Raw genomic sequence first — 11,794 nt, forward strand, 5'->3', positions numbered from 1 at the left:
GCCGATCGAGCCGTCGGAGTTCGGGGTGCGGTGGCAGTGACGGGCAAAGCGCGGCGCTTCACTGTGGGCTCCCCGTGAGAATGGAGTTCGGCAAGGGTACAGACGCTATCGGCGTGGTTCCCGGTTCGCCAGCGCGAACCTGGGCCGCGGTGGGGGAACGCGACTCGGGGCGCCCCGCCCCCACGGTTCCGTGTGCGGATCGTGTCCTCGGTCACCGGGAGAGGACGGGCATCTCGGTTCCCGTCGCCTCGGTGTCTCTCCTTGGTCCGCCCTTTGCGGCTTGTTGGTTGAAGCCGTGCAAACTCTCGACCCACAGTGACCCTGACCCCCCGCGCCTCGTGGGGCGGTCGTGCACGCAGGTGTTCACGGGGGTAGGGGTGGCGGATCACGTCAAGGTGTCCGCGACGGAGCTGCGGGAGATCAGCCGGTCCGTCGCGAAGCTGAAGTCCAACTTCGAGCATGCGAAGGATCTCGTCGACTCGTACGGGTCCGAGATCGGCTCCGGCGACGTGGCCGGCGCGCTCGACGACTTCGCCGACGACTGGAAGAAGAAGCGCAAGCAGCTCTGCGACGGGCTGGAGTTCCTCGGGAGGACCGCGGGCGAGGCCGCCAAGGCCTACGACGGGCTCGACCAGCATCTCGCCGACGCGCTGCTCAAGGCCCAGCCGGGGGAGAAGTGAGCGATCGCGACTTCTCCGGCGTCGACTGGCAGACGGCCCGGTACGACGACAAGGAGTTCACGCCCGGCGACCCGTACGAGGTCGCCCGGCTCGGCAAGCGGATCTCCGACACCGCCCGACTCATCGAGGAGCAGGCCGCCAAGCTGAACAACCTGGTCGACGGGAACGGATGGGACTCCGACGCGGGACGCGAGTTCACCAGGAGGACCGGGGAAACCGTCAAACTGCTCGGCCAGTCGCACCAGCGGTACGCCGCGGCCGGTGCCGCCCTCGGGTCCTCCGTGCCGTACGAGCCCATCGCCGACCAGGTCCGGGAGAACTGGGCCACCGCGCTCGGCCACGCGCAGAACCGGGTCCGCGCCGCGCTCAGGAAAGCCGCCGCGGCCGACACCGACAGCCGCGGCTACCAGAAGCAGATCGATCAGCACCCCTCCGCCGACGACAACCACCCCGACAAGCAGAGACTGAAGCGGCAGAAGGACGCCTCGGACGGTGAACTCGATGCCGCGAAAAGAGAGTTGCGCGCCGCGCTCGACTACCGCGACACCCAGGCCGGGTACGCCGCGAAGGCGATACGGGACGCCGTCGACCACGACGGTCTGAAGGACCCCGCCCACCACTGGTGGGACAACTGGAAGGACTGGGTCGCCGACGTCGGGCACTGGGCGGGCGTCGCCGCGGCCGTCCTGGGCGTGCTGGCCCTCGTCCTCAGCTGGGTACCGGTCCTCGGCGAGGTGCTGGGCGCGCTGGCGCTCGTCGCCTCCGTCGTCGCCCTGGTCTGCGACACCGTCTCCGCGCTGGACGGCAAGGGCACCTGGCTGGACGTCGCCATCGACGTCGTGGGCGTGCTGTCGTTCGGCGCCGGCCGGATCCTCGGGACGACGGCCAGGGAGGCCGCCACCGCGGCCCGCGGCGCCTCCGCGGTCAAGGACCTCCAACTGGCCCGGGAGATCGGGCTGAACCCGACCGCGGCCCGTGAACTCGCCGAGACCCTCAACGGGGTGAAGGCCGGCGAGATCGGCAAGGCGCTGTCCGAGGGGCCCACCACGCTCCTGCCGCGGATGCGGTCGGTGGTCAAGGAGTCGCTGAACCTCAAGGCGTTCGCGACCGACATCCGGGACGCGCCCGCGGCGCACGCCGCCGCCAAGGCCTTCGCGGACTCGGCGCCGGAACTGTCGGAGATCGCGGACTCCTCCTTCAAGACCATGGCGGGCCAGGCCAAGGCGCTCTACTACGGCAGCCAGACGCTGCCACTGCTGGCCGGCTGGTCGAACCTGGCACCTGCGCACTCCGGCGAGCCGTGGGGAACCGGCCCGAACCTCCTGCGGCACGTGAAGGAGATCCCGGGCATCGGGGCCGGCGGCACACCGTTCTACAACTGGCAGTGGAGCACCGGCGGCTGACCCGGCCGGCCACCGGACGTTCCCGAGCGGAGAGAGCAAGGACCACGTGGCGAGTGACGATGAGCGGTCCGTCGACGAGCTGTTCGCGGATCTGCCCGAGAAATGGCAGCGGACTCTGGAGGAGGCGGGCCTGGGACTGCCCGAGCTGCGCCGGGTCGCGGCCGGACCGGACGGCATGCGGCGGGTGCGTACCATCCTGGCCGAGTTCTCCGGGTCCGCACCCGGGGGACGGCCGAAGCGGGCCGAGTACGGCGGCGCCGTCCCGGTGTGGCCGTGGGCCCGGCTGTTCCTGGTGGCCGCCGTGTCGGCCGTCGTCTGTCTGGGTTCGAGCCTGTTCATCGGCACGGCGGCGGCGTTCGTCGGCCTGCTGCTCGGGCTGCCGGTCTTCTGGGTGGCCTTCAAGCCCCGTGACTCCCGGGGGGCCGCCGCCGTCCGGTACGTCACCGCGGCCGCCTACCTCGTTCTGGTCCTGGTCGGCTCGTACTTCGCCAACACCTGGTACCTGCGGCTGCGGGGGGAGGAGCAGACGGTCACCATCGCCGCGCCGGCCCATCAGTGGACGCACGGGACCCGCGAGACGTACTGCAGGGTCCGGCTGTCGGACGGGTCCCTCCACGAGGTGACCGACAACAAGGACGACTGCGCCGACCACGTCGGGCGGACGGCCCCCGCGGTCGTGGACCCGGCGGGGCACTACGAGCCCGCCCTCGGCACCAAGTCCGACCTCGGCGGTCTCCTGGAGGGTTATGTCTGCCTCGGCGCCGCCGCGGTGCTCGTGCTGGCACCGGCGACGGCCGTGGTCCTGGGCCGGCGCCCCCGCTACGCCCGCGTGATCGGGGCGGCGGGATGAGGGACGAGTCGTCCGGCGCGTCCGGGGCCCACCCGGGCGGACCCGTCGCGGGAGCGGGCACGCACGTGTCCGCGTCCCCCTCCGACTACCGCCTCGCCGTTCCCGAGGGCTGGGAGCGGATCGTGCTCGATCCCGACCGGTGGGGTTACCGGATCGACAAGATCGTCAAGCGCGGTCTGCGGCGTACGGCGGCCGACCCCCGGCTGGCGGCCGCGCTCGCGGAGCGGATGCGGGAGCAGGCCGAGGCCGCGCACGCCAACGGCGGTGTCGAGATGTACCTCATGAACCGGATCCTCGGCCGGGTCCCGGTCTCCGCCGGTCTGGTCGTCACCCTGCTGCGTCCGGCTCCCGGCACCGGGGCGGGCGACCTCGGCGACATCGCCCGCTCCCTGGCGCTGCGTGCCGACCCGGGGACGGAAGACGTCACACTCGTCGACCTTCCGGCCGGTCCCGCCGTACGCCACCGCCACCTGCGCCGCCCTGCCGCCGACGACCCGGACGGCAACAGGCTCGCCGTCACGCACCTGGACGTGCATCTCGCCGTCCCGCGCAGCGACCAACGGCTGCTGCTCTCCTTCTCCACGCCGATGGAGCCGCTCGCCGACGCCCTGGTCGGCCTCTTCGACTCCGTCGCCCGCACGCTGCAATGGATGGCCTGATGCCCGAGTTCGCCGCGTCCACGGTGCGTATGAGGGTGCCCGAGGACGCCGTGTCGCTTCCGGTGCGCGCGACGGACGTCGACCTGGACGCGTGGGCCGCGGAGGCGGCGGCGCGCCGTGTCGGCCCGGACGGCGCACACCAGCGGCTCCGGCGGGCCCTCGCCGCCGAACTCCGCGAGGCCGCCGCGGACTCCCGCGAGCGCGGTCCGGTCACCGCGCTGTCGTACGTCCCGGAACCCCGCCTCGGCGAACTGGCCCGCGTCGAACTGTCCGTGCTGGTCGCCGACGCCACGCATCCGGCGATGACCGTCGATCTCCTGCGGGGCTTCCTCGCCGCTCCGACCCCCGTCTCCTACCGGCCGCCCGAGAGCGAGCCGCGCACCCTGCCCGCCGGCCCGGCGGTGCGGGTACGGCACGCCTACGTCCAGGACGTGGACGCGGACGGGCTGGGCACCGTCACGGAGACCTGCGCGTACGGCATCCGCGCCGACCCGGCCTGGGCGCTCGTCCTGTTCACGTCCTGGCGGGCACCGGCCCGCTCCGACGCCCTGTGCGAGCTGACCGACGAACTGGCCCTGACGGTCCGGGTCACCGCCTAGACCGGGGTCACGCGGCCGTCAGGCGGGCGACGAGTTCCTCACCCTCCAGGGAGGTCAGCCGGCACCGGGAGCCGTCCGTGAAGGTGATCCTGAAGTCCCGCCCGCCGACGCTGAACGGGCATCGCTCGACGGTGGCCACCGCGCTCAGGTCCGTCGCCCACAGGACCTCCTCCCAGGGGTCCCCCCGTCCGGCCGGGTGATCCGGAATTCCCGTCAGGCCGCCGTCCGGGAGCGGCCGTCGGCGTGAGCGGTTCGTGCAGGCCTCATGGGCGCACGGTGACGGCGTCGCGTGCGGACCGGTCGCGAGCAGGGCCGGGAGGATTCACCGGCGCACACTGCGGCGTCCCTTGACGTGGCTGGATTCTCAACCGCCGCTCGGGTCACCACCGTTGCAGATCGGAACGTCGATTCCATTGAGGTCAAGGTGTCCGAGCGCGCCTTGAGGGGCTTATGTGCGGCTGATACGGTGCGATCGCTTGACACTCGCCCTGGCGCCGAGTAATCGGCCGGATCGGGTGGTTGGCGTCGAGTGTCCGCTTTTACGGCGTTGACAGAGTTTCAGGGCAGACAGTTTTTCTTGGCTGTAACGGGGAGCGGTTGCGTGAAGATCCAAGAGCGTACGGGGGCGGGCGCCGGTCGTTCCGCGGGCCCGGCTCAGCCTTCGGTCGGTGACCGGCTTCCCACGCCGCCCCGGGAACGCAAGCCCGCGCTCGCCGCGCTCGCGGTGCTGCTGATCCTGCTCGGCGCGCTGGGCGCCACGACGCTCGTGCTGCAGGCCGGCGACCGGATCGAGGTCGTCAAGGTGACCGACGACATCCAGGCCGGCGAGTCCGTCACCAAGGACAACGCGACGTCCGTCCTGGTCGCGGCCGACGACAGCATCAACTACGTCAAGTGGTCCCAGCTGGCCTCGCTGAAGTCCTACAAGGCCAAGTCCACCATCTACAAGGGCACCGTCGTCATCGGCGACATGTTCACCGAGGGCAGCACGCTGCCGTCCGGCAAGGCCTCCGTCGGTGTCGCCCTCAAGGAGGGCCAGTACCCCGCGGACATCAAGCCCGGTGACGTCGTCGCCGTCTACAACGTGGGCACCAACAACTCCGGTTCGGGCTCCGGCTCCGGCTCCGGATCGAGTGGCTCCGACTCGTCGTCCGGCTCCTCCAACACGCCGATCGTCGCCGACGCCAAGGTCAACACCAAGTCCGACGACAGCAACGCCACCATCAGCACCGGCAACCTCCTGCTGACGCTGCTCGTGGACGAGGGCGACGCCGCCGCGGTCGCACGTGCCGCGGCCGCGGGCGCGGTCGCCGTCGTGCACGTTCCCGGCCCCGGCAACTAGAAGGCGGCCCACCCATGGCGCTCATCGCAATCGCCGCCGACAAGGGTTCCCCCGGCGTCACCACCGCGGCCGTCGCGCTGGCCGCGGTCTGGCCGCGCCGGGTCCTGCTCGCCGAGGCCGACCCGGCCGGCGGCGACCTGGTCTACCGCAGCGCCGCCGCGCACGGCGGACCGCTCAACCCCAACACCGGCATGCTCTCCATAGCGGCCACCGCTCGGCGCGGCCTGGTGCCCGATCAACTCTGGGACCACGTGCAGCCGTTGAGCGGCGGCCTGGAAGTGCTCGTCGGACTCGGCATCGCCGAGCAGGCCGCCGGGCTCGCCGGCCTGTGGCCCACCCTCGGGCACGCCTTCGCCTCCCTGGCCGACTCCCCGAACGCGCCCGCCGACGTCATCGCCGACTGCGGCCGGATCAGCGGCGACACCCCGGCCGTGGAGCTGTTCCCGCACGCGGCACTCGTGCTGCTGGTCGCGCGGACCGAGCCGGAGGCGCTCGCCCGGGTCCGGGACCGCGCCGCCGCCCTCGCGCAGAAGCTGCACGGCGGCCCGCGCGGCGCCGCCGCGCTCGCCACCCCGCTGATCGGCGTCGTCCTGGTCGCCGACCCGTCGAGCTCCGGCAAGCTGGTCAACCAGGTCAACGACATGCTCGTGCACGCCCAGACCGGCGCCCGGGTGGTCGGCACGATCGCCGACGACCCCGCGGGCGCCGACCAGCTGGCCGGCCGCAAGCGCGGACGGCTCGACAAGTCGCTGCTCATCCGCTCGGCCCGCAAGGTCACCGCCGACATCCACCAGCAGTACGGCGCCGCCTGGACCGTACCGACCCAGGCGCCCCACGCGGGGGCCGGCCGATGACCGCTGTCGACCACCAGTTGGTCAAGCGGTTCCGGCAGGACGCCGGCGACCGGATCGCCGAGCAGCGCCGTCAGGACCAGACGTCCGGTGTCACGCCGATGTCCAACGAGGACGAACGGCAGTACGCCCGCGCGGTCATCGCCCAGATCCTGGAGGAGTACGCCCGCGCGGAGATCAACGCCGGGCGCACCCCGCTGGACGCGGAGACCGAGGAGCAGTACGCGGCCGCCGTGCACGCGGCGCTCTTCGGCGTCGGACGCCTCCAGCCGCTGCTGGACGACCCCGACGTCGAGAACATCGACATCAACGGCTGCGACCAGGTGTTCGTCGGTTACAGCGACGGCCGCGAGGCCAAGGGGGACCCGGTCGCGGAGACCGACGAGGAACTCGTCGAGCTGATCCAGGTGCTCGGCGCCTACTCGGGTCTCTCCTCCCGGCCCTTCGACTCCGCCAACCCGCAGCTCGACCTCCGCCTGCCCGACGGCTCCCGGCTCTCCGCCGTCATGGACGTCACCCGGCGGCCCGCGCTCTCCATCCGCCGCGCCCGCATGGGCAAGGTCTTCATCTCCGACCTGGTCGGCAACGGCACGCTGACGCCCGAGGTCGCGCACTTCATGGCCTGCGCGGTCCGCGCCCGCAAGAACATCATGATCGCGGGGGCGACCAACGCGGGCAAGACGACGCTGCTGCGCGCCCTGGCCAACGAGATCCCGCCGCACGAGCGCCTCATCACCGTGGAGCGCGCGCTGGAGCTGGGCCTCGACACCTTCCACGACCTGCACCCGAACGTCGTCGCGTTCGAGGAGCGGCTGCCCAACTCCGAGGGCCAGGGCACCATTTCGATGGCCGAACTGGTCCGCCGCTCCCTGCGCATGAACCCCTCGCGGGTCATCGTCGGCGAGGTCCTCGGCGACGAGATCGTCACCATGCTCAACGCGATGTCGCAGGGCAACGACGGATCGCTGTCCACGATCCACGCCAACAGCTCCAGCGAGGTCTTCAACCGTATCTCGACCTACGCGCTCCAGGCCTCCGAACGGCTGCCCATCGAGGCCAGCCAGATGCTGATCGCGGGCGCGGTGAACTTCGTCGTCTTCATCCAGCGGCGCAACAACTACCAGACCGGCGGCCGCCTCCAGCGCATGGTCACCTCGGTCCGCGAGGTCAACGGCGTCGACGGGCGGGTGCTGTCCAGCGAGGTGTTCGCGGAGGCCCCCGACGGCCGGGTCGTACCGCACGCGCCCATAGCCTGCCTGGAGGACCTGATGGCCTACGGCTACCAGCCGCACGGGGCCTGGGGGTGATGTGACATGAACCTGGATTCCCTGGGCTCCCTGGGCGGCCTCTTCTCCACCGAGGTCCTGTACGCGCTCGGCTGCGGTGTCGCCACGGGCGGCGGCCTCGCGCTGCTGATCCTCGCGGTCCGCGGCCTGCCCGCGAAGCCCGACCACGAGAAGCAGAAGGCGAACGAGCGGGCCGCCGAACTCATCCGGTTCGCGGGCCGGCGCGGCTCCCTCGCCGCCCTCGTGGGCCTCGCGGTCCTGCTGATGACCCGCTGGGCGGTGGCCGGCGTCGCCGCCGGCGTCCTGGTCTTCTTCTGGGACAAGCTGTTCGGCGGCGCCGCCGAGGAACGCGCCGCGATGAAGCGCGTGGAGGCGCTGGCCTCCTGGACCGAGTCGCTGCGGGACACCATCGCCGGCGCGGTCGGCCTTGAGCAGGCCATTCCGGCGTCGGCGCGGGCCGCGGCGCCGATCCTGCGCCCGCACCTCGACGCCCTGGTCGACCGGCTGCGCGCCCGCACCCCGCTGCCGGACGCGCTCCAGCACCTCGCCGACGAGATCGACGACGCGTCCGCCGACATCATCGTCGCCGCGCTCATGCTCAACGCCCGGCTGCGCGGCCCCGGTTTGCGCCAGGTGCTCGGCGCGCTCGCCAAGTCGGCGCGCGAGGAGGTCGACATGCGGCAGCGCGTGATGGCCCAACGGGCGTCCACCCGGCGGTCGGTGCAGATCGTCGTCGCCGTGTCGGTCGCGTTCGTGCTCGGCCTCGCCGTCTTCAACCGCGACTTCGTCTCGCCGTACGGCACCGCCGTCGGCCAGCTCGTCCTCGCCCTGGTCTGCGGGCTGTTCGCGCTCGGCTTCTGGTGGCTGCGCAAGCTGTCCACCATCGAGACCCCGGAACGGTTCCTGGTCCGCGACCAGTCCTCCGTCCAGTTCGTCCGGCCGCCCCGCACCGCCCCCGGCCAGCCGGGCCAGCAGACGCTGCCCACCGAGGAAGGGGTACGCCGGTGAACCTCACGATGCCGATCGTCGTCGGCGTGGTCCTGGGTCTCGGCGTGTACGCCCTGATCCGCGCCCTGATGCCGTCCAAGCGCAGCGCGGTCGCCCAGGTCGCCCGGATCGACGCGATGCGGGCGCGCGGCGCCGCCTACGAGTCCGCGCGGCAGACGCGGGACACCGGACGGTTCGGATCCCTGCGCGCCGAAGTCGGCGCGCGCGTCGCCGACTTCTACCGGCAGCAGGGCTGGGAGCAGCGCTCGCTCCGCGCCGACCTCGCGGTCCTGGACCGCGGCTGGGAGAAGTTCCTCGCCACCAAGGTGCTGCTCGCGGCGGCCGGCCTGATCTTCGGGCCGTTCCTGTTCGCCGTCGTCTACACCATGGGGTTCGGGCACAGCCCGGTCATCCCGGTCTGGCTCTCCCTGGCCTGCGCGGCCCTGTTCTTCTTCCTGCCCGACCTGGAGGTGCGGCGGGACGCCGCCGACAAGCGCCGCGACCTCAGGCGGGTGATCGGCGCCTACCTCGACCTGGTGTCGATGAGCCTGGCCGGCGGCCGCGGCCTCCCGGAGGCCCTGATGGCGGCCGCCGACGTCTCCGACGGCTGGGCCAACCAGCGCATCCGCAACGCCCTCTCCGACGCCCGCATCACCGGCGTCAGCCAGTGGCAGGCGCTGGGCGCGCTCGGCGAGGAACTCGGCGTCGAGGAACTGAAGGACCTCTCGGCGTCCCTGGCGCTCGTCGCCGACGACGGCGCCAAGGTCCGCGAGTCCCTCGCCTCCCGCGCCGAGACCATGCGACACCGCGAACTCGCCGAGATCGAGGGCAGCGCGGGCGAGAAGTCCCAGTCGATGCTCGTCGCCCAGCTGCTGCTGTGCGCCGGGTTCCTGGTCTTCCTGATCTTCCCGGCGGCGATGCGGGTGTTCCAGGTCTGATCTCTTGCGTGAACCTTCGCCAACTGCTGTTTCGAGAGGACAACACACCATGAACGGACGGAACTACAGCACCGGGATCCCGGCGATGGACTTCCTGCTCACCTTCCTCCAGGGCCGGGTGCAGCGCGCCCGCTCCGGTGAACTCGACCGCGGTGCCTCCGCCGTCGAGTGGGTCATCATCTCCGCGGTCGTCGTGGCGATCGTCGGTGTGGTGGCCGCCATCATCAACGCGGCGCTCAGCGACGGCGCCAACAAGGTCGGCGACTGCATCAGGGGCGCCAACGCGAGCAAGACCTGCTGAGCGCGCGTACGACGACGGGGTGACGGGGGTGACGGGGATGTCCGAGGGCGTGAGCACGGGCCCGCGCGGCTGGGTACGCCGCCGGGCGGCGGCCGCGCGCGGCGACTCGGGGATGACGGCGATCGAGTTCGTTTTCCTCACCCCCGTCCTGTTCTTCATGATCTTCGCCACGGTGCAGTTCGCGCTCTACTTCTTCGCCGACCACGTGGCCCAGGCCGCGGCCCAGGCGGGCGCGCGCAAGGCCCGCGCCACCGCCGACGCGGAACCCGGCGCCTGGCGCGGCAAAGCCCGGGACGTGGTCGACTCCTACATCAGCCAGCTCGGACCGCAACTGGTCCTGGCACCCGACGTGAAGATGCTGCAGCCGGAGCAGAACACGGTCGGCGTCGAGATCACGGCCCGCATCCCGACGGTGTTCCCGGGCCTGGACCTGACCGTGCACGCGCGGTCGTCGGGCCCGGTCGAGCGATTCGTGGAGGACAACTAGATGTCCGCCGACCACGAGGCGGCCCACGGCGGGCGCGTGGACGACCGGGGACTGTCGACCGTCGAGGTCGTCATCCTCGCCCCGGTCATGATCCTGTTCGTCCTCGTCCTGGTCGCCTTCGGCCAGCTCGTCGACGGGCGCGGCGCGGTGGACGGCGCCGCCCGTGACGCGGCCCGCGCCGGCTCCATCCAGAAGGACCACGGCACGGCCATGTCCGAGGCGCGCAGGGCCGCCGAGGCCGACCTCGCGGACGTCTGCTCCGGACCGGTCTCCGTCGTCCAGACCAGCCAGGGGTTCGCGCCCGACAGCATCTTCACCGTCGAGGTGAGCTGCCAGGTGCGGGGGCTGGCCATGCTGGGCCTGGACATCCCCACCACCCTCACCGCGCGCTTCTCCTCGCCGCTGGATCCGCTCCGGAGGTCGGCGTGAGCCTGAGCATCGCGCTGCTGCGCACCTGGTGGACCGCGCGCCGGCTCCGCCTGGACGACCGGGGTTCCGGCGCCGGTGCGGTCATCATCTTCGCGCTGGTCTTCCTCTCCCTCTCCGCGTTCGTCATCGACGGCGGCCTGTCCATCTCCAAGCGTGAACGCGCCGCCGACATCGCCGAACAGGCGGCCCGGTACGCGGCGCAGGACATCGACCGGGAGAAGCTGTACGAGGGCCAGGCCACCGCGCCGATCAACTTCCAGGACTGCGACGCCCGGGTGAAGACCTTCGCCCGCGAGATGGACATGTCCGCCGCCGACGTCGCGGCCACGCACTGCACCGCGGCCGACGCGCAGCAGGTCCAGGTGCAGGTGCAGTTGACGTACGAGCCGGTGTTCACGGGCATGTTCTACGGCGGCGCGATCGTCGTGCACGGCGAGGCGACGGCCGAGAACGAGGTCGGCTGACCGGCACGGGAGCACCCCGCCGGACCCGAAGGTGACGCATGTCACTCAAGTGATGTGCATTTCCCGCGTAATCAGACGCGGGCGAGCCACTCCATATCTACGACGGCTCCCGCCCTCGCCTTCCTCACCGACGGAGTACGCCCGTGCCCATCACCCTGGAGCAGGCCACCGGCGCCCGCCTGCTCACCGCCGACGAGCAGGAGCTGGCGGTACCCGCGACCCTCCGCTACACCTCCGCCGACCCGCAGTCCGTGCACTTCGTGTTCCCGCCGTGGATCTCCCTGGACGGCGAGGAGGTCACCTGGAGGTTCGCGCGCGTGCTCCTGGAGCAGGGCCTGCACACCTCCGCCGTCCTCGGGAACGTGCACGTACGGCCGTACGGCCCCTCGCGCACGGTGGTCGAACTCCGCGCCGAGGAAGGGGTCGCGGCGGTCACCTTCGCGACCTCCGTCCTGCGCCGTTTCCTGGTCTCCTCGCTGCGCGTCGGCGACTGACCGGCCGCGGCCGGTGAGGGACGT

At 71.9% G+C, this 11,794-nt stretch carries 16 protein-coding genes; 15 read left to right on the forward strand and 1 reads right to left on the reverse strand.

Annotation, left to right across the window (positions count from 1 at the left end):
* Nucleotides 1-377: 377 nt before the first annotated feature.
* The 5 genes from ACIRQ9_RS03465 to ACIRQ9_RS03485 all read left to right on the forward strand — a co-directional run bounded on the left by ACIRQ9_RS03465 (nt 378) and on the right by ACIRQ9_RS03485 (nt 4,191).
* The gene (locus tag ACIRQ9_RS03465; protein ID WP_404166721.1) at nt 378-680 is read left to right on the forward strand and encodes a hypothetical protein; all 303 of its coding nucleotides are present in this window, start codon (nt 378-380) and stop codon (nt 678-680) included.
* Nucleotides 677-2,083: a hypothetical protein gene (locus ACIRQ9_RS03470; protein ID WP_404166724.1), complete on the forward strand. Its 1,407-nt coding sequence runs from the start codon at nt 677-679 to the stop codon at nt 2,081-2,083. Before ACIRQ9_RS03465 ends, ACIRQ9_RS03470 begins: the two co-directional genes overlap by 4 nt.
* 46 nt (nt 2,084-2,129) lie before the next feature.
* Nucleotides 2,130-2,933, forward strand: coding sequence for a hypothetical protein (locus ACIRQ9_RS03475; protein WP_404166727.1), 804 nt, complete (start codon nt 2,130-2,132; stop codon nt 2,931-2,933).
* Between the two features lie 65 nt (nt 2,934-2,998).
* Nucleotides 2,999-3,592: a hypothetical protein gene (locus ACIRQ9_RS03480; protein ID WP_404166730.1), complete on the forward strand. Its 594-nt coding sequence runs from the start codon at nt 2,999-3,001 to the stop codon at nt 3,590-3,592.
* Nucleotides 3,592-4,191: a hypothetical protein gene (locus tag ACIRQ9_RS03485; protein WP_404166733.1), complete on the forward strand. Its 600-nt coding sequence runs from the start codon at nt 3,592-3,594 to the stop codon at nt 4,189-4,191. The genes ACIRQ9_RS03480 and ACIRQ9_RS03485 overlap by 1 nt, the downstream gene beginning before the upstream one ends.
* Before the next feature lie 7 nt (nt 4,192-4,198).
* Here ACIRQ9_RS03485 and ACIRQ9_RS03490 read toward each other — a convergent pair whose 3' ends face one another.
* Nucleotides 4,199-4,330, reverse strand: coding sequence for a hypothetical protein (locus tag ACIRQ9_RS03490; RefSeq protein WP_404166736.1), 132 nt, complete (start codon nt 4,328-4,330; stop codon nt 4,199-4,201).
* Between the two features lie 462 nt (nt 4,331-4,792).
* Here ACIRQ9_RS03490 and ACIRQ9_RS03495 point away from each other — a divergent pair, with 462 nt between their 5' ends.
* The 10 genes from ACIRQ9_RS03495 to ACIRQ9_RS03540 all read left to right on the forward strand — a co-directional run bounded on the left by ACIRQ9_RS03495 (nt 4,793) and on the right by ACIRQ9_RS03540 (nt 11,770).
* The gene (locus tag ACIRQ9_RS03495) at nt 4,793-5,533 is read left to right on the forward strand and encodes a hypothetical protein (RefSeq protein WP_404166739.1); all 741 of its coding nucleotides are present in this window, start codon (nt 4,793-4,795) and stop codon (nt 5,531-5,533) included.
* Between the two features lie 14 nt (nt 5,534-5,547).
* Nucleotides 5,548-6,387 carry a hypothetical protein gene (locus ACIRQ9_RS03500; RefSeq protein ID WP_404166741.1) on the forward strand — a complete coding sequence of 280 codons (840 nt, stop codon included), beginning with the start codon at nt 5,548-5,550 and terminating at the stop codon, nt 6,385-6,387.
* Nucleotides 6,384-7,691 (forward strand): CpaF family protein, encoded by a 1,308-nt coding sequence (locus ACIRQ9_RS03505; RefSeq protein WP_404166743.1) that lies wholly within the window; start codon nt 6,384-6,386, stop codon nt 7,689-7,691. The genes ACIRQ9_RS03500 and ACIRQ9_RS03505 overlap by 4 nt, the downstream gene beginning before the upstream one ends.
* 6 nt (nt 7,692-7,697) lie before the next feature.
* Nucleotides 7,698-8,678 carry a type II secretion system F family protein gene (locus ACIRQ9_RS03510; protein ID WP_404166745.1) on the forward strand — a complete coding sequence of 327 codons (981 nt, stop codon included), beginning with the start codon at nt 7,698-7,700 and terminating at the stop codon, nt 8,676-8,678.
* On the forward strand, nt 8,675-9,595 hold the full coding sequence (locus ACIRQ9_RS03515; protein ID WP_404166747.1) for a type II secretion system F family protein: 921 nt from the start codon (nt 8,675-8,677) through the stop codon (nt 9,593-9,595). Before ACIRQ9_RS03510 ends, ACIRQ9_RS03515 begins: the two co-directional genes overlap by 4 nt.
* Nucleotides 9,596-9,644: 49 nt before the next feature.
* Nucleotides 9,645-9,896 carry a hypothetical protein gene (locus ACIRQ9_RS03520; RefSeq protein ID WP_404166749.1) on the forward strand — a complete coding sequence of 84 codons (252 nt, stop codon included), beginning with the start codon at nt 9,645-9,647 and terminating at the stop codon, nt 9,894-9,896.
* A 37-nt stretch (nt 9,897-9,933) separates the two neighbouring features.
* Complete coding sequence (locus ACIRQ9_RS03525; protein ID WP_404166751.1) at nt 9,934-10,383, forward strand: TadE family protein; 450 nt, start codon at nt 9,934-9,936, stop codon at nt 10,381-10,383.
* A complete protein-coding gene (locus ACIRQ9_RS03530; RefSeq protein WP_404166753.1) occupies nt 10,384-10,812 on the forward strand; it encodes a TadE/TadG family type IV pilus assembly protein in 429 nt (142 codons plus the stop codon).
* 2 nt (nt 10,813-10,814) lie between these two features.
* The gene (locus ACIRQ9_RS03535; RefSeq protein WP_404167508.1) at nt 10,815-11,276 is read left to right on the forward strand and encodes a TadE/TadG family type IV pilus assembly protein; all 462 of its coding nucleotides are present in this window, start codon (nt 10,815-10,817) and stop codon (nt 11,274-11,276) included.
* A gap of 143 nt (nt 11,277-11,419) precedes the next feature.
* Nucleotides 11,420-11,770, forward strand: a complete 351-nt coding sequence (locus tag ACIRQ9_RS03540; protein WP_404166755.1) for an SsgA family sporulation/cell division regulator — start codon at nt 11,420-11,422, stop codon at nt 11,768-11,770.
* Nucleotides 11,771-11,794 lie beyond the last annotated feature (24 nt).

The sequence above is a fragment of the Streptomyces sp. NPDC101237 genome, assembly GCF_044767465.1.
Classification (GTDB): domain Bacteria; phylum Actinomycetota; class Actinomycetes; order Streptomycetales; family Streptomycetaceae; genus Streptomyces; species Streptomyces gramineus.

Bases quoted from the DNA above. Each gene is read 5' to 3' on its own strand.
- ACIRQ9_RS03520 (WP_404166749.1), top strand. From the start codon at position 9,645: ATGAACGGACGGAACTACAGCACCGGGATCCCGGCGATGGACTTCCTG.
- ACIRQ9_RS03500 (WP_404166741.1), top strand. From the start codon at position 5,548: ATGGCGCTCATCGCAATCGCCGCCGACAAGGGTTCCCCCGGCGTCACC.
- ACIRQ9_RS03530 (WP_404166753.1), top strand. From the start codon at position 10,384: ATGTCCGCCGACCACGAGGCGGCCCACGGCGGGCGCGTGGACGACCGG.
- ACIRQ9_RS03485 (WP_404166733.1), top strand. From the start codon at position 3,592: ATGCCCGAGTTCGCCGCGTCCACGGTGCGTATGAGGGTGCCCGAGGAC.
- ACIRQ9_RS03525 (WP_404166751.1), top strand. From the start codon at position 9,934: ATGTCCGAGGGCGTGAGCACGGGCCCGCGCGGCTGGGTACGCCGCCGG.
- ACIRQ9_RS03505 (WP_404166743.1), top strand. From the start codon at position 6,384: ATGACCGCTGTCGACCACCAGTTGGTCAAGCGGTTCCGGCAGGACGCC.
- ACIRQ9_RS03510 (WP_404166745.1), top strand. From the start codon at position 7,698: ATGAACCTGGATTCCCTGGGCTCCCTGGGCGGCCTCTTCTCCACCGAG.